We start from the raw sequence: 18,871 nt of genomic DNA, 5'->3' as shown, positions 1-18,871 counted from the left end.
GCTCTTTTTGCACATTATCTCATAATACCGTATGATGGCTAACATAGATAAGGCTAAATCTCACTAATTAGAAAGAAGGAGAATAGATATGGATATTATCGATTTACACTGTGATACTTTATTAAAGTTGCAACAATCAAATGGAGAGTTAGATTTTAAAACATCAGATGAATTAAATGTAAATTTAACTCGCTTAAAAGAAGGCCAAGTTAAAATTCAGGCTTTTGCTATATTTATTGAACCAACTATTTTAGTAGAAGAAAAATATGCTGCTGCTTTAGAACAAGTAGCGTATTATCAACAAGCTGTGCTAGGTGAAAACCCTGAAATGAAACAGATTAAAAAGTGGGATGATATAAAAAAATTAAAAGATGGTGAGATAGGCTCCTTCTTAACATTAGAAGGTGTAGAAGCAATAGGAAATGATTTAACTAAACTAGATCATTTATTAGATTTAGGTGTTTTGTCTGTCGGTTTGACCTGGAATCCAGCTAATTTAGCAGCAGATGGAGTACAAGAGCCAAGAGGTGGAGGATTAACGGCTTTTGGTTTTGATATTGTAGCGAAATTAAATGATAGAAAAGTATTTACAGATGTCTCTCATTTAAGTGTTGCAAGTTTTTGGGACGTCATGAAAGTAGCGAAATACCCAATTGCGACTCATTCAAATGTTCTAGATTTGTGCGGACATGTCAGAAACTTAAATAATGATCAAATTAAAGCAATGATTGAACGCAATGCACCAATTCATATCGTTTTTAATCCACCTTTCACTGTTGAAGAAGAAATTCAAAAGATAGCTAATATAAACGATTTAGTAAAGCACGTTGAAGCATTAGTAACATTAGGAGCAATGAAAATAATTGGATTTGGTTCAGATTTTGATGGAATTAGTTCACATATAGAAAAATTAACGCATGCTGGACAGTTTCAAAATTTAATTATAGCTTTAGAAGAAATCTTTTCAAAAGCAGAAGTAGAGGGATTTGCTTCGCAAAACTTTTTAAATCACCTACCTAGTTAGTAGAATGAGTAAGTAAAGTAGGAGAGATAGTTGAAGTAATCATGTGGAAACGAGTATGAATACAGTTGAAAACTGTGTTTATACTCGTTTTCATACTAAAAAGACCGTGAAAGTTTCTAAAGCTCAACTTTTACAGTCTGGTATTTTAAAGAGTAGGATTGGTGTATTTTTTTTTAATAATTTATTAGTAGTTTTTCTTGCAATTTTTTTAATTCTAACTTCCGGACATCACGTGGTAGGAAACGGCGAATATCTTCTTCGTTAAACCCAATTTGCAATCGTTTATCATCAATGAGAATAGGACGTCGGATCAACCCAGGATTTTCTAAAATAATATGGATGAATTCTTTTAGAGAAATGTTTTCCATATCAATAGTTAAATCATGAAAAATTTGAGAACGAAATGAAATAATTTCTTCTGTTCCATTTTCTGTTAAACTTAGAATAACTTTAAGGTCGTATTCGGTTAACTGTTCCTTAAATATATTTTTTTCTAAGTACTCGAGATTATTTTCTTCTAACCAGGCACGTGCCTTACGACATGAAGCACAACTCGGGGATGTATACAGCATAATCATTTTTTGTCCTCCTTTTAAGTCAAAGCAAAGTTAACTAGGTAAGTGGAGCGGTAAAAGATTTCAGAAATTAAATTGTGATATTTTGAACTACTTTTAGTATAGAAGTAAAAAGCAACAAAAGCAATACAAATAGGCATTTTCAACAAAACGTTTTAAACATATATCATTTAAATAAACAATAATCATATATATTATAGCGTTTGTTATGTCATCTTAGACATGTAGTTAACTAAACTAGGTTGTGTAGTTTTTGAATCTATGATAGAATGAAAACTAATTAGTTAATTTAAATTTAAGAAAGTGGAGGATGGATATGAAAAAAATTCCGGATTTCTCTAAAAAGTATTTAATTACAAATGAAGTGTTAAATGCAGTAACTCATGGTATAGGTGCTGGGCTAAGCATTGCTGGACTTATTATTTTGATTTTAAAAGGAGTTAGATCAGGTTCTACTCTTGAATTGGTTTCCTATTGTATATTCGGCTCGTCTTTAATTTTGCTTTATTTGAGTTCAACACTTTATCACAGCTTAATTTTTACGAAAGCTAGAAAAGTATTTAAAATTTTTGATCATAGTAGCATCTATATTCTTATTGCAGGAAGTTATACACCGCTATGTCTTGTAACAATTGGTGGAGTAAAAGGTTGGGCTTTATTTTATGTTGTTTGGACTATTGCTCTTTTAGGTGTGATTTATAAAAGTATCTGGATTGAAAGTTTTAAAAATATTTCAACAGTGTTATATATCGGTATGGGCTGGTTATGCCTAGTTGCAATTAAAGAGCTTTATACCGGGCTAGGAATAAACGGTTTTGGATTGTTGCTAGCAGGCGGTTTAGCATTCACAATCGGGGCAGCTTTCTATAGTATGCGTTCTGTGAAGTATATGCACGTCTTATGGCATTTATTTGTTATGACAGGAACGGCATTTGTTTACTTTAGTATTTTAATTTATGCTTAACATTCTTTTTAAAAAGTTTGGTCTGTTTATTTCGTTTAGTCATGAAATAAACAGACCAAACTTTTTTGTGTTTAGATAGTATACAAAAAATAAATAAATCTAAAAAGAAAAAATTTTCTTTTAAAACATATTGACGAAAACATTTACATGAAGTAGAATAAATGATATAAAATAAAACACAAAATATAGAGGAGTGAAAAGAATGAAAACCTTTTTTGAAAAAGCGCAACAGTTTGGGAAATCTTTTATGTTACCGATTGCAATTTTACCAGCAGCAGGTTTATTACTTGGTATTGGAGGGGCGTTATCGAATCCTAATACCGTTCTTGCTTACCCGATATTAGATGTTAGGTGGTTACAAGCATTATTTACAATTATGAGTAGTGCTGGTAGTGTTGTTTTTGCTAATTTACCTGTTATATTTGCGGTTGGTGTAGCTATTGGATTAGCACGCAATGATAAAGGGACTGCAGCATTAGCTGCTTTAATCGGTTTTTTAGTAATGCACGCAACGACAAATGCTATTTTAGGTCTGAATGGTAGCTTAGTAACAGAAAATTTAGCTGCTGTAGGACAAGGAGTTACATTGGGTATTCAAACCCTAGAATCAGGAGTTTTTGGTGGTATTTTAGTTGGAATAATGGCTTCATATTTGCACAATCGTTTTTATAAAATTGAATTGCCTCAATACCTTGGTTTCTTTGGTGGATCACGTTTTGTACCAATTATCACATCATTCGGTGCAATTATTTTAGGAAGCATTATGTACTTTGTTTGGCCTCTTTTCCAAAACGTTATCTTCAGTGTTGGAGACATTGTGAATGCAACTGGCTATGTTGGAACGTTTTTTTATGGATTTATTTTACGCTTATTAGGACCTTTTGGACTACATCATATTTTCTACTTGCCATTTTGGCAAACAGCACTAGGTGGAACACTAGAAATTGGAGGTAACCTCGTTCAAGGAACACAAAATATCTTCTTTGCACAATTAGCTGATCCTACAACCACTCAGTTCTTTGAAGGAACATCACGCTTTATGTCTGGTCGTTTTATCACGATGATGTTTGGTTTAGTAGGTGCTGCATTTGCAATTTATCAAACAGCTAAACCTGAAAATAAAAAAGTAGTTGGTGGATTGATGTTATCAGCTGCTCTTACTTCTTTCTTAACAGGAATTACTGAACCACTAGAATTTTCATTTTTATTTATCGCACCAGCCCTATATGTTGTTCATGCATTCTTTGATGGACTAGCGTTTATGCTAGCTCATATTTTTGAAATTACTATTGGTCAAACCTTTTCAGGCGGATTCATAGACTTCATTCTTTTTGGAGTCTTACAAGGCAACGCTAAAACAAACTGGATGACAGTTATTTTAATAGGAATTGTCTGGTTCTTCCTATACTACTTTACATTTAAATTCCTTATTTTGAAATTTAACTTTAAAACGCCAGGTCGTACAGATGAATTAGAAGTAGCAGAGACTAAGGAAAAACCTGAAGGCCGTGCACTAAATATTATTCGTGCTTTAGGTGGAGAAGAAAATATCGTAAACGTAGACAATTGTGCAACACGACTACGTGTAACAGTAAAAGATGGCAAAAAAGTAAATAAAGAAGCGCTGAAAGAGACAGGTAGTAAAGGTGTCTTAATTAGAGGAAATGGAGTACAAGTTATTTATGGCCCACAAGTCACAGTCATTAAAAACGAAGTAACCGAAATTTTAGGAGATGAGTAACACATTGAATATGTTAGAAAAAGTAAAATCAAAATTAATTGTATCTTGTCAGGCTTTAGAAGATGAGCCCTTACACAGTTCGTATATTATGGGACGAATGGCCGTAGCGGTAGAACAAGGTGGAGCTAGTGGGATTAGAGCGAACTCAAAAGAAGATATTATTGAAATTAAAAAACACACAACCCTACCAGTAGTAGGTATTGTAAAGCGTGATTACGAAGATTCAGATATTTATATTACAGCTACGATGAAAGAAGTTCATGAGTTAGCTGAGTCAAACTGTGAAATGATTGCATTAGATGCAACGTGTCGTAAGCGTCATAATGATGAGAAATTAGCTGATTTCGTTCAATCTATTCGTTCATCTTATCCTAACGTGTTGTTGATGGCGGATATTGCAACCTTAGAGGAAGCAATAGAAGCAGAAAAATTAGGATTTGATTGTGTCTCAACAACGTTAATGGGGTATACAAAAGAGTCTGAAGGACACAATATTGCAGATGATGATTTTGCAAGACTAAAAGCGATTTTAAAGCTAGTGACAATTCCTGTTATTGCTGAAGGACACGTAGATACACCCGAAAAAGCAAAACGTTGTCAAGAACTAGGTGTTTACTCAATGGTTGTTGGTAGTGCAATTACGAGACCTCAATTAATCACAAAAGCGTTTATCGATAAGATAACGAACGAATAAAAAGATAAAAAGGTAAAAATAGGAGCTTAGATTCCTATTTTTACCTTTTTTTTATTAAATAGTTAGAAAGAATATTCTTTTTAAATCTAAAATGAAGACAACTAAAAGAACCTTTCGAAACCAGTCTTTTTTGTGGTAAAATTTAGATTACAATTTATTGACTTTAAGACTAGAATGTTTAGCTATAGAATGATACGATAGCGCTTGGATGCTCTTTAAAAAAATGTGCTTAGAAAATAGAGTGCGCTGATTAAACAATAAAATTTAAGATAAAACTAAGCGAGAAAATATAGAACAACTTAGGAGGTAGAACCCACGATGAAAATTGTTATTGTAGGTGGAGGGAAAGTTGGCGAATTTCTTTGTGTCGCACTCTCGACAGAAGGAAACGATGTTATCCTGATTGAGAAAAACAGTAGGATTCTAGAAAGAATAGCTAATAAAACAGAAATCATTGGAATTGTTGGCAATGGCGCAAATTATGATGCTCAAATAGAGGCGAATGTTCCAGAATGTGATGTATTTATTGCAGTAACTGAAATGGATGAAATCAATATGATTGCTTCTATTATAGCTAAGAAATTAGGTGCTAAAAACACAATCTTAAGAGCAAGGAATAGAGAATATTCAACTCATATAGATTTTGTTCGTGAAAGCTTAGGCATTACTATGCTAATTAATCCAGAATTAGAAGCTGCTAAACATATGGCTAACTTAATCAAATTCCCTTCAGCGTTGAGTGTAGAGTCATTTGTTTATGGACGAGTAAATATGGTGGAATTAGAAATCAATGAAAAAAGTAAATTGGCTGATATTAATTTAGTGGAATTCAAAAATCAACATAAAGATATTATGGTTATGATTGTTCTTAGAGGCGAGGAAGCTTTTATTCCTTTTGGAGAGAGTATTTTACAAAAAGGAGACCGTATTTATGTAACCGGTGGTCAAAAACAATTAAATAAATTTTATAAAGCAGCAGGTTCTTATAAAGAAAAAATCAGATCCGTGATGATTATCGGTGGCGGAAGAATCACTTATTATTTACTAACCTTATTAGCTCCATTGAAACTAACTATCAAAGTTATTGAGCATAACGAGAAAAAAGCTATTGAATTGAGTAGTCATTTTCCAGAAGTAGTTGTTATCAATGGAGATGGAACAGATCAAACGTTACTAGATGAAGAGCGTATGGAAATGTACGATGCGGTCATTAGCTTAACAGGTGTGGACGAAGAAAATGTAATCAACTCAATGTATGCTGCAAAAAAAGATATGAAAAAAATCATCACAAAAATTAATCGTATTTCATTAATGAAAATCCTTGGTAGTGTCGGTTTGCAATCAGTGATTACACCAAAACGAATTATTGCTAATTCAATCATCCGTTTTGTCCGTTCGTTAGAAGAGTCTGAAGGCTCAGATGTTGAGGCTTTATATCGTCTAGCAGATGATCAAGTAGAGGTTCTGCAGTTTAAAGTTAAGGAAAGCAGTAAAATTATTAATATCCCATTAAGTCAGTTAAATACCAAAAATAATCTTTTAATCGCTTATATTATTAGGAAAAAGAAAGTTATTTTCCCTGATGGAAAAGATGTGATTAAACCAAAAGATTATGTTGTTGTCGTAAGTTCAAATAGTTATTTTAATGACATTGATGACATCAGAGAGCCAAAGAAGGTCAAAAAAAATGAATAAGTCAGTTGTAAAATTTATAATTGGAAGAATTTTAAGAATCGAGGCTGTCTTGATGATAGCGCCTCTGATTGTTAGCTTTATTTATAAAGAAGACAAAATATATCAATTCAGTTTTCTAATTGTTATGGTTACTTTACTATTCATTAGTCAGTTATTATGCAAAGGTAAAGTTGATAAGCGTCAAATGTATGCTAAAGAAGGATTTATTATTGTTTCACTATCCTGGATTGTTCTATCCTTTTTTGGCTCTTTACCTTTTGTTATAAGTGGTGATATCCCTTCTTTTATTGATGCTTTTTTTGAGACAAGTAGTGGATTTACAACGACAGGTTCAAGCATCTTAACCGATGTTGAAGCACTAGCTCATTCTATGTTGTTTTGGCGCAGCTTTACACATTTAGTTGGAGGTATGGGTGTATTGGTTTTTGCGCTTGCTGTTATGCCGCAAACAGGTTCAGAATCTGTTCATATCATGAAAGCGGAAGTACCTGGTCCAGTATTTGGTAAGGTTGTAGCAAAATTATCAGCTTCAGCTAGAATTTTATATGCCATTTACCTTGCTATGGCTGCAGTGATGGTTATTTTATTGCTTTTTGGAGGAATGAGTTTTTTTGATGCGCTATTGCATGCTTTCGGTACAGCAGGAACGGGTGGTTTCGGAGTTCGAAATGGGAGTATTTTGGCGTATGATAGCACGTATATAGATGTTGTTTTAAGTGTTGGTATGATTTTATTTGGAATCAACTTCAATTTATATTATCTGATTTTGATCGGGCATATAAAAGAAGTATTTAGTAGCGAAGAGTTACGTTGGTATTTTGCTATTATTGGATCTGCTATTCTTTTAATTTGTTTAAATATTTATACAACATACGAATCAATTGGAATGATGGTGAGAGATGTTTTCTTTTCAGTGTCTTCAATTATCACCACAACAGGTTTTTCAACTGTCAATTTTGGAGAATGGCCCCTTTTTTCAAGAATGATTTTAGTATTATTGATGTTTTTTGGTGGTATGGCTGGCTCGACAGCTGGAGGTTTAAAAATTTCAAGAATAGCTTTACTAATAAAGTCGGCTATTGCTGAATTCAAAAGAATGAGCCAACCCAATCGGATTGTAGTGATCAAACATGAAAAAAAGACGATTGAACAAGATACTCTTCGAAGTGTAGTAAATTATTTATTGGTTTATATCGTTATTTTTATAGCGTTAGTCTTAATTATTTCGCTAGACTTTAACGATTTTGAGTCTGCATTTAGCTCAATTGTGGCGACATTTAATAACATTGGACCTGGTTTGGGTACAGTTGGCCCAATGGGAGGTTATTCAGGATTATCGAATTGGTCTAAAATAGTATTATCTTTTGTTATGATTGCTGGCAGACTAGAAATATTTCCAATTATTATTCTTTTTTCACCTAGAACATGGAGACGATAAGCCACTAAATCAAAAGAGTGTTAGACAATTTGTCTAACACTCTTTTGATTTAGTGGAGTTCTAAAGCGAATAAAGTTTTTTTACGATTAGCTAAGTAGGTTTCATTTTCAAGTAAAGCATAGCACAGCATATCTAAAATAAAGTAAATAGGAAGTTGGCTGTTGATAAAACGTTCATCAATAATTGTTCTGTTATCTGAAGCGAATAAAACATCAGTTGCTGTTTCAGTTAGACGGGTATGATTTCGATTTGTGATAGCGACAATCGTTGCTTTTTCTTTTTTTGCAGTTTCACAAGCTTGAACAACAGCATCTGTTTCACCAGAGTTTGAGATAGCAATTAATAAATCGTCTTCATTCAGTAGTGTTGCACTCATGACCATCATATGAGGATCTTTGATAGCATCGATAGTCAATCCCATTCTTGTAAGACGATTACCAAATTCAATAGCGCTCAGACCTGAGCTGCCTAAACCACAAACAACTATTTTAGAAGCTTTTTGAATAGCTTGTATTAACTCGGTAATTTGTAAAGGATTAATTAATTGTGAAGAAGAATAAATCAATTGGTTATAATAATCGGTTATTTTTTCTGTTAAGTAAGCAGGTTCTGGATCTTGGTGTAATTCTTGACTGATAAGAGTTTTGAACTCTGAAAAACTAGTGTAATTTAATTTGTGACAAAAACGAGTAATAGTCGCATTTGATGCGTTTGTTAGCTGAGCTAAATCTTTAATGTTCCATGAATGAGCATCTTTTTGATTTTCTAGTATATAGTTTGCGATGAGCTTATCTTTTTTTGTTAAAAAAGTATAATTTTGTGAAATACGATTTGAAAGATTCAAGTTAGTTATCATATTATAGACCTACCTATGCTTTCATTTTCTTTTAGAATACCATTTTATGATGCGTTACACAAAGTGTTCTTGTAAAGGAAAAGAATCAGTTTAAGAGAATGAAAGGATACTATCCTATTTATTTAATTGAATACTTGATTTTATCTCGTTTATTATCAAACTCATTTAATAAAAGAGAGTGATGAATATAAAAACGACTAAAAGAAAATAATTTTCATAAAAAACTATTGTAAAAATAAATACCATATGGTAGTATTGTAAATGTAAGCGTAACCAGTAATTAGATTGTTTAATAAAAGAGGTGGATTAAAGAAATAAAGAGTTCATTAAATTAGTAGCAATGGAATCGCAACGTTCATTAATTAAAAATAAAACTGTACAAATGGTAATAGGCAACTAGTAAAAGAATGAAACTAATAAGAAGAGGTGACGGTAATGGGAAAAATATATTCAGCACTATTAGTAGCATATGATGAAAATGGAGAAATTTATGAAAAAGGATTAAGAGAAATAGTAAGATACAATATTGATCAAAATAAAGTGGACGGTATTTATGTAGGCGGCAGCACCGGAGAAAACTTTATGCTAGATACGTCAGAAAAGAAACGTATTTTTGAAATTGCTTACGACGAGACAAAAGGAGCAGTTGATCTAATTGCTCAAGTTGGTTCAGTAAACTTAAAAGAAGCTAAAGAGTTAGCAAAATTTGTCACTGAGTTAGGCTATAAAACAATTTCAGCTGTTACACCTTTTTACTATAAATTTGATTTTGAAGAAATCAAAAGTTATTACAATAGTATTTTAGAAAACGTTGACACAGAAATGATTCTTTATTCTATTCCAGCATTAACAGGTGTATCTATTTCTGAAGATCAATTTGCTGAATTGTTTGAAAATCCAAAGATTGTTGGAATTAAGTTTACTGCTGGAGATTTTTACTTGCTTGAACGTGTCAGAAATCGTTTCCCAGATAAAATTATCTATTCAGGATTTGATGAAATGCTGTTACCAGCTGTCTCTTTAGGAGTAGATGGAGCAATTGGGTCAACATTCAACGTTAACGCACTAAAAGCAAGAGCAACTTTTGAAGCTGTTGAAAAAGGCGACCTAGTCGAAGCAAGAAAACTTCAGAGTGAATCCAACGATTTGATTACGGACTTACTTTCAAATGGTCTATATAATACTATTAAATTGTTGTTAGCTGAATTAGGCGTAGATGCTCAATATTGCCGCGAACCTATGAAGAAACCAAATGACGAGCAAAGAGCAAGAACTAAAGAAATATATAAAAAATATTTTAACCAATAAGGAGCGTTTTTTATGAGAAATCAATTCTTAGAACAAATAAAAAACGGCGTAATCGTTTCTTGTCAAGCTTTACCGGGTGAACCCTTACACAGTTCTTTTATTATGTCTAGGATGGCTAAAGCTGCAAAAGAAGCTGGAGCTATTGGGATAAGATCAAACTCAATTGTAGACATCCAAGCGATACAAGACACCGTTAACTTACCAATTATTGGAATAATAAAAAAAGAGTACAATCATTCAGAGGTGTTTATTACACCAACGTTGAAAGAGATAAGAGCTGTTTGTGCGACAAATGTTGAAGTTGTTGCAATTGATGCAACTCTTAGAACTAGACCAGACAATATGGCTCTTGTTGATATAATCAAACAAATAAAACAAGAATACCCTGATACATTATTAATGGCAGATACCTCTTGTTTAGAAGATGTAAAAGCTGCAAATAAAAGTGGTTTTGATATCATTGGTACTACTCTATACGGCTATACAACTGATACAAAAGGCCTTGATATTAGTGACAATGATTTTGACTACTTAAAACAAGTTTTAGAAGTTGCAACGTTACCGGTTATTGCTGAAGGGAAAATTAATCTTCCAGAAAAAGCTAAACGTGTTTTAGAACTAGGCTGTACTTCAGTTGTAGTCGGTGGAGCGATCACTCGTCCACAAGAAATTGCAGAACGTTTTGTTCATGCAGCAACATTAGTCACTGAAAAAAGATAAATAAGGGAGGAGGTCATCATGCAAAAAAAGAATGAAACCCAATCTAACGAACTAAATACAACAAATTCAGCTATTGCAATGGATACTCAAAAAACAAAAAAGAAAAAGAAATTTAGAGGCATTGAAAATCCTTATTCCGGCTATTTATTTGCAGGACCACAGATTATTCTATTTTTAGTGTTTATCGCCTATCCAGTCTTTGAAGGATTTAGAATGAGTTTATTCGAGTTCAGTTATTCGAGTGAAGTTTTTGTTGGATTAGAAAATTATAAAACACTATTTGCTGATCCTGTCTTTATTAAATCAATTTTTAATACACTAATCTTTGTTGCAGCGATAGTGTTCTTCACGATTATGTTCAGTCTCTTCGTGGCCACAGCCGTCTATGATAAAACGTCAAAATATGTTTCATTTATTAGAGGAAGTTACTATCTACCCGTGATGGTGTCTATGGTCGTAATGAGTATTATTTGGAATTTCTTACTCAATCCTGCTAATGGTTTAATTAATTATTTAATGGGGAATGCTGGTCTAGAAAATATAAACTTATTGGGAAGTACAACTTGGGTAATGCCTGTTATTATCTTTGTAACCTTTGTTGGAAATGTAGGACAATCGATTATTCTATACGTAGCTTCGATGATTGGAATACCGGAAGACTATTTTGAGGCAGCAGAACTAGATGGAGCAACACGTTGGCAACGAATTAGACACATTTTAATTCCGCTAGTAAAACCAACAACCTTGTATTTAGTTATTATTAACATTATTGCCGTACTAAAAATCTTTGTAGTTATCCAATTGTTAACAGGGGGAGGACCAAACAATGCCTCTGTTACAATGATGTACTATCTTTACCAGAATGCATTTATCTACAACAATACAGGAGTCGCTGCAGCAATAGGTGTCATGATGTTTATGATAGCCTTGTTACTTGCTATACCTCAGTTTAAAACATTTGGAAATAAAGATTAAGAAAAGGAGAGGAGTTAATTGAAACTACTAAAAAGAATCAAAAAAATGGAAAAATTTGATCTTATTTCTAATACTATCGTATTGACCTTTGCGATAATAAGTTTGCTCCCATTGTATTGGTTGGTAACTAATTCATTTAAAACATCTTCAGAAATCTATCAAATGCCACCAAGTATCTTACCCGCAAAACTATATTGGGGAAACTTTAAGGAGTTATTTGACGGACAACCAGCAGTAAGATGGATGTTTAACAGTTTCTTTGTTTCCTTTACGACAACTGCTTTAAGTGTTATTTTATCCGCATCTGCAGCATATGCGTTTGCAAAACTACATTTTAAAGGCAAAAAAATATTCTTTATGTTACTGATTGCTTCCATCATGATTCCTAAAGAAACATTTATTGTTCCTTTATTCAAAATTATTGTTGCCTTTAATTGGATAGATACTTATCAGGCAATGATTGTTCCCAACTTAGCTACAGGTTTTGGAACCTTTATGTTGTATTCATTTTTTAAAGCTATCCCAGATTCGTTAAGAGAGTCAGCGAAGCTAGATGGTGCAAGTGAATGGATGATTTTTTCAAAATTAATGTTGCCAATAGCCAAACCAGGTATAGGAGCCCTATTCATTTTAAACTTTGTAACAGTCTGGAATGATTATTTATGGCAATTGTTAATGGCACGTAGTAAAGAAATGAATACGCTAACAACAGGAGTGGCAAGCTTACAACAAGCAATTAATCCAAATATTGGACTAAAAGTCGCAGGAGCTGCATTAGCTGCTTTACCTATGATTATCGTGTTCATTTTGTTCCAAAAGTACTTTACCAAAGGAATGACAGCAGGAGCTGTAAAAGAATAAAAAATTGGAGGAATAATAATGACATTTAATAAAAAATTCTATAGTTTCGCAGCAGCTATCCTAAGTATTGGTCTTTTAGTTAGTGGATGTGGGGATGATACAAAAGATGAAGCAGCAGGATCGGGATCAACTGATGAAAAAGTTCAATTAGAACTATGGTTAACACCACAATGGAAAGGTGTTCAAGATGCATCTGAAGATGGAGCCGATTACGATAGCTTCTTCAAAAAAGCTGCTGAAGACTATACAAAAGAAAATCCTAACGTAGAAATTGATGTTCAAGTCATTCCTGGTGAAGAGCGTGCGGATAAGTTAAGTGTCGCAATGCAAACAAAAACATTACCAGATATGTTCTTTGACTCAGCATTCGCTTTAACAGAGTACGCACATGCTGGAATTTTAGCACCAATGGATGATATAATTGACGACGAATCTAAAAAAGATATTCCAGAAACAATCTGGGACAACGTACAAATTAATGACGAAACGTACTTCTATCCTTTCAGCCATAACCCAGGAACATTAGCATACAATGCTGAAATGTTTGAAAAAGCTGGCTTAGATGAGTACATTTCAGGAGAGTATGAAATCGCTACTTGGACACCTGAAGAATATGAAATGATTTTAGAAACATTGAAAGAAAAATTACCAGATGTTTCTCCAATGGGCTTATTCGCAAAAAATAACCAAGGAGATACATGGAACTTGTCATATTTAACAATGTTTGGAAACAAAATTTATGATAAAGATGGCCAAATTGTTGTTAATGAAGAAAATGGTGTGAAAGCACTAGAATACATCAAAAATTTAAATGACAAAGAATTAACGACAGCTGGAGCAGAGACCTTATCAAGTAATGATGTTAATGCTATGTTCCAAAACCAACAGGTAGCAGTTAGTTTTACAAATAGTGTTTTATTCAATGGTATCTTAAATGATATGGAAAATGGTATTGTGAATAAATTTGACTTACGCTTAGCTAATATTCCTGGAGAAAAGAATCCGACATCATTTACTTACGTAGCTGGTGGAGCTGTCTTTAATACTGGAACAGAAGCAGAAGTTGAAGCATCAAAAGATTTTGTTAAATACTTCTCAACAGATAAAGAATTAGTAAAAGCTTCAAAAAACAGCTTACCTGTTAGAGAATCTGTATCCAAAGAAGCAAGTAGTGAGTTACCCTATCTAGAAGCTTACAATAAAAATAGTGAGTATATCTTTAATTTCTCAAATAATACTCCCGGCTATGCAGAGTTAAGAAATGCTTTCTTCCCTGAGCTACAAGCCGTCTTTACAGATGAGAAAACACCACAAGAAGCATTAGATTCATTTGCTGAAAATGGCAATAGAATTATTGATACAAATACAGAGAAATCTGTAATTTTAAAATAAACTAAATATAAAAGTAAGTGAGCCTTCTTTATTCTTTATTGGATATAAAGAAGGTTTTTTTACTAAAGGAGGATGAATAAAATGTTGTATTTTAATTTAAAAGAAAAGCATCATTACGAGAAATTAAATGAAGGTATTGCACTATGTCTAGATTTTATTGAAAACAATCAGTTAACGTTGTTAAAAGATGGGCAACATAAATTAACAGAAGAAATTTCCTATAACGTTTTAAGTTTCAAAACGTCTTCACCAGCCGAAAGACCGTGGGAAGCACATCAGCAGTTTATTGATATTCAAACGATTATACAAGGGCAAGAAAGAGTTGATTGCCAGCAGATAGATAAAATGGAACAAGGACAATATAAAGCGGACGAGGACTTTTTGCCTGTAGAAGGTGAACCAAATTTTTCAGTGAATATGGAGAAAAATGCTATCCTTATTCTTTATCCAGAGGATGCCCATAAAACAGGAATAAGTGTAAATGAATCAAAAAATATTAGAAAAGTTGTGTTTAAAGTTAATGTATCAGCATAAAATGATCGATTAAGGGGTGATTGAATGAAAAAGTACTTATGTATTGATATAGGTGGTACAGCGATAAAATATAGTGTGTATAATGAGCTAGGAGAAAGTGACATAGCAGTAAAATCAGCACTTGTTCAACAAACAAGTGAAGGTACTGAAATAATGGACAATGTGGTCAAAATAGTATCGGATACATTGGAAAGAGAAACAATTGCTGGAATTTGTATCTCTAGCGCAGGTGTAGTAGACGCGACATTAGGAAAAGTTATTTATTCAGGTTATACCATACCCAATTATACAGGTACACCTATTAAAGCAATCTTAGAAGAAAAATTTGCTATTCCTTGTGAAGTAGAAAACGATGTTAATTGTGCTTGTCTAGGAGAATACTGGCTAGGAGCAGGAAGGAATTCTTCCTCACTAATTTGCTTAACTGTTGGAACAGGTGTTGGAGGAGCAATTATGTTAGAGGATCGACTTGTTCATGGCTACTCTCATACTGCGGGAGAAATTGGGTACATGACTATTCTTGGAGAAAATTTCCAAGACTTAGCTTCAACTTCAAGTTTAATTAAGCGGGTGGCTGAGCGGAAAAATAAAGAAGAAGCACAAGGCTTAACCGGATATAAAGTGTTTGAATTAGCTAAAAAAGGTGATATAGTCTGTATAGAGGAAATTGATAATATGGTCAAGACGCTTGCTCTTGGAATAACGAATCTTTTGTATTTGTTTAATCCAGAAACCCTCATTTTAGGCGGCGGTATTATGGGCCAAAAAGAGATGCTGAAAGAGAAAATTGATCAAGCTGTAGCTGAAACAATTATCGATCCAATGTTTAATAAAACGACTATTAAATTTGCACAAAAAGGCAATGATGCTGGTTTGTTAGGAGCGTTGTACCATTTCAAAAATAAAAATAGCTGATTAGTGGTGAGTTAAATGGATATTTTAGAAGAAATACAAAAACAATTTGTTTCTTTTTCTTTAAAAGAAAAAAATATAGCAACGTATCTATTACAAAAAGGCAACGAAATAAAGAATATAAATATAACAGAATTAGCTAAAATAACAGAAACATCAACCTCAACAATAACTCGATTTTGTAAAAAAATTAATTGTGAAAATTTTGTTGACATGAAGATAAAAATTAGCTCAATTTATCAAGAGGAAAGTAAGAGTCAAGGTTTAAATATATTTGATAATGTTTATTCCTTTTATGATAAAGTAATCAAAAATACGATTAAGAGTATGGATAGAGAGAAAATTGAAGAAGTCGTTAGTTTGATAAAATCGGCACAACGTATTTTCGTATATGGAGTAGGGAGTTCTGGATTAACTGCGATTGAAATAACACAACGTCTCTTAAGAATGGGGTTAAATGTAACAAGTATAACAGACTCACACATGATGCTAATCAATAGTTCTGTAGCGACAAAAAAAGATTTAGTCATAGGTATTTCAACTTCTGGACATACAAAAGAGGTCGTAAATGCATTGCGTATGTCTAAAAAAAATCATGGAACAATTGTATCTATTACGAGCTTATCAAATAGTGCTATTACACAAGTGAGTGATATCAGCCTAACTGTCTACAATAGTTCTTTTGTTGACGACCAACGGTTTGTAAATTCTCAATTTGCTATTGTTTATCTGATGGATGTTATCTCTATGATGCTATTAGCAGATGAAAAATTAAATTATAAGATGAATAGAACGATTGAAGTTATCCTCAAAGAAAAAGATTAATTTAAATAAAAAAACAGAGAATTTATTTCTCTGTTTTTTTTATTTAAATTAAATGAGTTTTTTCTCTATCTAACGACGATTATCTTTTCCAATAACAAAAGCTAACGCTAGAATAGCTAAACCAACTAAAATAAAAATAGAACCAAAAATAGGATCGCCTGATTTAACGGGGCCAAAATAGCCAAAAATAACAAGAATCAATCCAATAGTAAGCATAATTTTACCAAAAATAGTAAACATAAAAGCACCTCCGTAAATAAAATGTGATTAAAAATAGTATACCAATAAAAAAAGATAGTTGATAACGATATGAATATAAGTGCTGTTTTTCATTAGGTGACTAAGTTTATTATATATTTATAAAAGATAGTAAGTTTTCTTTCACACACCATGTTAAACTAAGACTTGAGTTTTAAGTAAAGGAGTGGAAAGATGAGACAAAATTTTGGACGATTAGGACTTTTACTCGTTACAGTTATATGGGGAACGGGATATGTCGTCAGCGATATAGCGTTAGGTGTTTTGAATCCTTATCAATTGATGGCGGGTCGTTTTTTAATAGCATTTATTTTTATTCTAATACTATTTTCAAATAAAATAAAAAATATAACAAAAAAAGCTTTAAAAAGGGGAAGTATTTTAGGAGTAATTTTATACTTAGCTTTTTTATTTCAAACGGTAGGATTAAATTACACAACCCCTTCTAAAAATGCTTTTTTAACAGCTGTCAATGTAGTTATAGTTCCTTTTATTGGACTTGTTCTATATAAAAATAATATTGCATTAAGAGCTTATTTAGGTGCATTTTTATCGATTATAGGAATCGGTCTGCTTTCTTTAGAAGGATTTAGTGGCTTTAACTTAGGAGACTTTTTAACATTGATTGGAGCAGTTTTTTTCTCTTTTCAAATTATTTTGACTAGTCGTTTTGTTCGAACAGAAAATATTTTTTCGATTATGATTGTTCAAATGGGTGTAGCCGCATTGTGTGCTATAGGTGTCATGCTCTTTAGAGGAGATCCGTTGCCAGAATTTACTTTAACGGGTACTCTTTCAGTAGCCTATCTAGGGTTTTTTTGTACATTGTTTGGTTTTATGCTTCAAACAGCAGCTCAACGATTTACTACTGATACTGAAACAGCTGTCATTTTATCGATGGAGTCACTATGGGGAATGCTATTTTCAATTATCCTTTTACAAGAACTAATAACAGTACAAATGGCAATTGGAGCAGCATTAATCTTAGTAGGTGTATTAGTATCTGAAATTGATTTAAAAAAAGTCTTTTTTAAAAGAAATCAGCGAACTAAAAGTGAAAAAATAGCAGAAAAAATGACAAATGGATGATAGAAATGAAGAAAAAGAGTACACTGATAAAAAGGAGTGATTAAATGGTAGATATGAAAGATGTAGGCAAAGCTACACGTGTACTTTCTAGTGTAGTTGGTGTAACCGTGATAGCCTATGGTATTTATTTATTAACTGCTAAAGAAGTACCAGAAATAGATGAAACACCTGTGTCTTCTCTTGAAGAATCCGTTGCTCCATCATCTGAAAGTACCATAAGCTCACTTGCTCCACGAGGAGATTAAAAAAAGATTACACTTAAGAGGAGGAATAAAATGATCTCGAAAATAAAATTGAAACGAACCCCTCTTTTTAATTAGTATCAAAAAAATAAAATTAAACTGATAGATTTTGGTGGCTAGTCACTTCAGGTACGAAATCGCCCACATTGAATAAAAGTATTGGTTTGGCATTCATAAATACAGAAAACAGCGCTATAGGCTCAGAGCTTAAAATAGAGATTCGTACGAAGTTAGTTGATGCTATTCTAGTAGATACGCCTTTTTATAAACGAAAAATAAAATGAATAGATAAAGCGGATAGGGAGCGATTTAAATGAATGAAAAAGAAATGGAACGCTATTACACAGAAGAGCACGAATGGGTTATGCCAATAGGAGATGAGAAAGTTCGAATAGGAATAACGGATTATGCTGCAAAAGCTTTAGGTGATGTTGTTTATGTTGAACTTCCTGAAACAGCCAGTCACGTTAGTCCAGGAGATGAAATAGGTACGGTCGAGTCAACCAAGTCTGCATCCGTTATTTTTGCACCCATTTCTGGGAAAATTCTTTCAGTTAATGAAGAACTAGAAGACGCACCTGAGCTTGTTAACGAAGGACCTCTAAATGAAGGATGGATGACAGAAGTCCAGTTGAGCGATCCTAGTGAATTAGCAGACTTATTGACACAAGAAGAATATACACAATTAGTTGAAAAATTAGAAGATGAAGAAGAAGACAACGAGGAGGAGTAAAAGTGGGAAATCATTTCAGCTATCTTCCAGATACA

At 32.8% G+C, this 18,871-nt stretch carries 20 protein-coding genes and 1 pseudogene; 18 read left to right on the top strand and 3 right to left on the bottom strand.

Annotation, left to right across the window (positions count from 1 at the left end):
- Positions 1–88: 88 nt before the first annotated feature.
- Entirely contained in the window at positions 89–1,024 is a 936-nt protein-coding gene (locus tag ACMHYH_RS07670) for a dipeptidase (RefSeq protein ID WP_414838819.1), read from the top strand.
- 173 nt (positions 1,025–1,197) lie between these two features.
- Here ACMHYH_RS07670 and spxA read toward each other — a convergent pair whose 3' ends face one another.
- Positions 1,198–1,602 carry a transcriptional regulator SpxA gene (spxA, locus tag ACMHYH_RS07665; protein WP_414838818.1) on the bottom strand — a complete coding sequence of 135 codons (405 nt, stop codon included), beginning with the start codon at positions 1,600–1,602 and terminating at the stop codon, positions 1,198–1,200.
- A 307-nt stretch (positions 1,603–1,909) separates the two neighbouring features.
- On the opposite strand from spxA, the gene trhA reads away from it, so the two are divergent.
- The 5 genes from trhA to ACMHYH_RS07640 all read left to right on the top strand — a co-directional run bounded on the left by trhA (position 1,910) and on the right by ACMHYH_RS07640 (position 8,131).
- Entirely contained in the window at positions 1,910–2,563 is a 654-nt protein-coding gene (gene trhA / locus ACMHYH_RS07660; RefSeq protein ID WP_414838817.1) for a PAQR family membrane homeostasis protein TrhA, read from the top strand.
- A gap of 202 nt (positions 2,564–2,765) precedes the next feature.
- Positions 2,766–4,304 carry a glucose-specific PTS transporter subunit IIBC gene (gene ptsG, locus ACMHYH_RS07655; RefSeq protein WP_414838816.1) on the top strand — a complete coding sequence of 513 codons (1,539 nt, stop codon included), beginning with the start codon at positions 2,766–2,768 and terminating at the stop codon, positions 4,302–4,304.
- A 10-nt stretch (positions 4,305–4,314) separates the two neighbouring features.
- On the top strand, positions 4,315–4,998 hold the full coding sequence (locus ACMHYH_RS07650) for an N-acetylmannosamine-6-phosphate 2-epimerase (RefSeq protein ID WP_414840371.1): 684 nt from the start codon (positions 4,315–4,317) through the stop codon (positions 4,996–4,998).
- 318 nt (positions 4,999–5,316) lie between these two features.
- Entirely contained in the window at positions 5,317–6,693 is a 1,377-nt protein-coding gene (gene trkA, locus ACMHYH_RS07645; protein ID WP_414838815.1) for a Trk system potassium transporter TrkA, read from the top strand.
- Complete coding sequence (locus ACMHYH_RS07640) at positions 6,686–8,131, top strand: TrkH family potassium uptake protein (protein WP_414838814.1); 1,446 nt, start codon at positions 6,686–6,688, stop codon at positions 8,129–8,131. The genes trkA and ACMHYH_RS07640 overlap by 8 nt, the downstream gene beginning before the upstream one ends.
- Before the next feature lie 49 nt (positions 8,132–8,180).
- On the opposite strand, the gene ACMHYH_RS07635 is transcribed toward ACMHYH_RS07640, so the two are convergent.
- Positions 8,181–8,987, bottom strand: coding sequence for a MurR/RpiR family transcriptional regulator (locus ACMHYH_RS07635; RefSeq protein ID WP_414838813.1), 807 nt, complete (start codon positions 8,985–8,987; stop codon positions 8,181–8,183).
- A 435-nt stretch (positions 8,988–9,422) separates the two neighbouring features.
- Here ACMHYH_RS07635 and ACMHYH_RS07630 point away from each other — a divergent pair, with 435 nt between their 5' ends.
- The 8 genes from ACMHYH_RS07630 (at position 9,423) to ACMHYH_RS07595 (ending at position 16,514) form a co-directional block, all read left to right on the top strand.
- Complete coding sequence (locus tag ACMHYH_RS07630) at positions 9,423–10,295, top strand: N-acetylneuraminate lyase (RefSeq protein ID WP_414838812.1); 873 nt, start codon at positions 9,423–9,425, stop codon at positions 10,293–10,295.
- Between the two features lie 12 nt (positions 10,296–10,307).
- Entirely contained in the window at positions 10,308–11,015 is a 708-nt protein-coding gene (locus ACMHYH_RS07625; protein WP_414838811.1) for an N-acetylmannosamine-6-phosphate 2-epimerase, read from the top strand.
- A gap of 78 nt (positions 11,016–11,093) precedes the next feature.
- Entirely contained in the window at positions 11,094–11,990 is an 897-nt protein-coding gene (locus tag ACMHYH_RS07620; protein WP_414840369.1) for a carbohydrate ABC transporter permease, read from the top strand.
- 45 nt (positions 11,991–12,035) lie between these two features.
- Positions 12,036–12,851: a carbohydrate ABC transporter permease gene (locus ACMHYH_RS07615; protein ID WP_414840368.1), complete on the top strand. Its 816-nt coding sequence runs from the start codon at positions 12,036–12,038 to the stop codon at positions 12,849–12,851.
- Between the two features lie 18 nt (positions 12,852–12,869).
- The gene (locus ACMHYH_RS07610) at positions 12,870–14,243 is read left to right on the top strand and encodes an ABC transporter substrate-binding protein (protein WP_414838810.1); all 1,374 of its coding nucleotides are present in this window, start codon (positions 12,870–12,872) and stop codon (positions 14,241–14,243) included.
- Between the two features lie 81 nt (positions 14,244–14,324).
- Positions 14,325–14,777: a YhcH/YjgK/YiaL family protein gene (locus ACMHYH_RS07605; protein ID WP_414838809.1), complete on the top strand. Its 453-nt coding sequence runs from the start codon at positions 14,325–14,327 to the stop codon at positions 14,775–14,777.
- 24 nt (positions 14,778–14,801) lie between these two features.
- Positions 14,802–15,692 (top strand): ROK family protein, encoded by an 891-nt coding sequence (locus tag ACMHYH_RS07600; RefSeq protein ID WP_414838808.1) that lies wholly within the window; start codon positions 14,802–14,804, stop codon positions 15,690–15,692.
- 15 nt (positions 15,693–15,707) lie between these two features.
- A complete protein-coding gene (locus ACMHYH_RS07595) occupies positions 15,708–16,514 on the top strand; it encodes a MurR/RpiR family transcriptional regulator (RefSeq protein ID WP_414838807.1) in 807 nt (268 codons plus the stop codon).
- Positions 16,515–16,583: 69 nt separating this feature from the next.
- Here the strand turns inward: ACMHYH_RS07595 and ACMHYH_RS07590 are convergent, their stop codons facing one another.
- Entirely contained in the window at positions 16,584–16,754 is a 171-nt protein-coding gene (locus tag ACMHYH_RS07590) for a hypothetical protein (protein ID WP_414838806.1), read from the bottom strand.
- Between the two features lie 192 nt (positions 16,755–16,946).
- On the opposite strand from ACMHYH_RS07590, the gene ACMHYH_RS07585 reads away from it, so the two are divergent.
- The 4 genes and pseudogenes from ACMHYH_RS07585 to gcvH all read left to right on the top strand — a co-directional run bounded on the left by ACMHYH_RS07585 (position 16,947) and on the right by gcvH (position 18,836).
- Complete coding sequence (locus ACMHYH_RS07585) at positions 16,947–17,861, top strand: DMT family transporter (protein WP_414838805.1); 915 nt, start codon at positions 16,947–16,949, stop codon at positions 17,859–17,861.
- 44 nt (positions 17,862–17,905) lie between these two features.
- The gene (locus tag ACMHYH_RS07580) at positions 17,906–18,106 is read left to right on the top strand and encodes a hypothetical protein (RefSeq protein WP_414838804.1); all 201 of its coding nucleotides are present in this window, start codon (positions 17,906–17,908) and stop codon (positions 18,104–18,106) included.
- Between the two features lie 128 nt (positions 18,107–18,234).
- Positions 18,235–18,387 (top strand): annotated as a pseudogene (locus tag ACMHYH_RS07575) (glycine cleavage T C-terminal barrel domain-containing protein); the annotation flags it as partial.
- A gap of 29 nt (positions 18,388–18,416) precedes the next feature.
- Positions 18,417–18,836, top strand: a complete 420-nt coding sequence (gene gcvH / locus ACMHYH_RS07570) for a glycine cleavage system protein GcvH (protein ID WP_414838803.1) — start codon at positions 18,417–18,419, stop codon at positions 18,834–18,836.
- The last annotated feature ends 35 nt before the right edge of the window (positions 18,837–18,871 follow it).

The organism is Carnobacterium sp. TMP28 (assembly GCF_047553015.1).
In the GTDB taxonomy this organism is placed as follows: domain Bacteria; phylum Bacillota; class Bacilli; order Lactobacillales; family Carnobacteriaceae; genus Carnobacterium_A.
The sequence above is the reverse complement of the archived record's forward strand: the minus strand, read 5'-3'. Positions and strand labels throughout refer to the sequence as shown.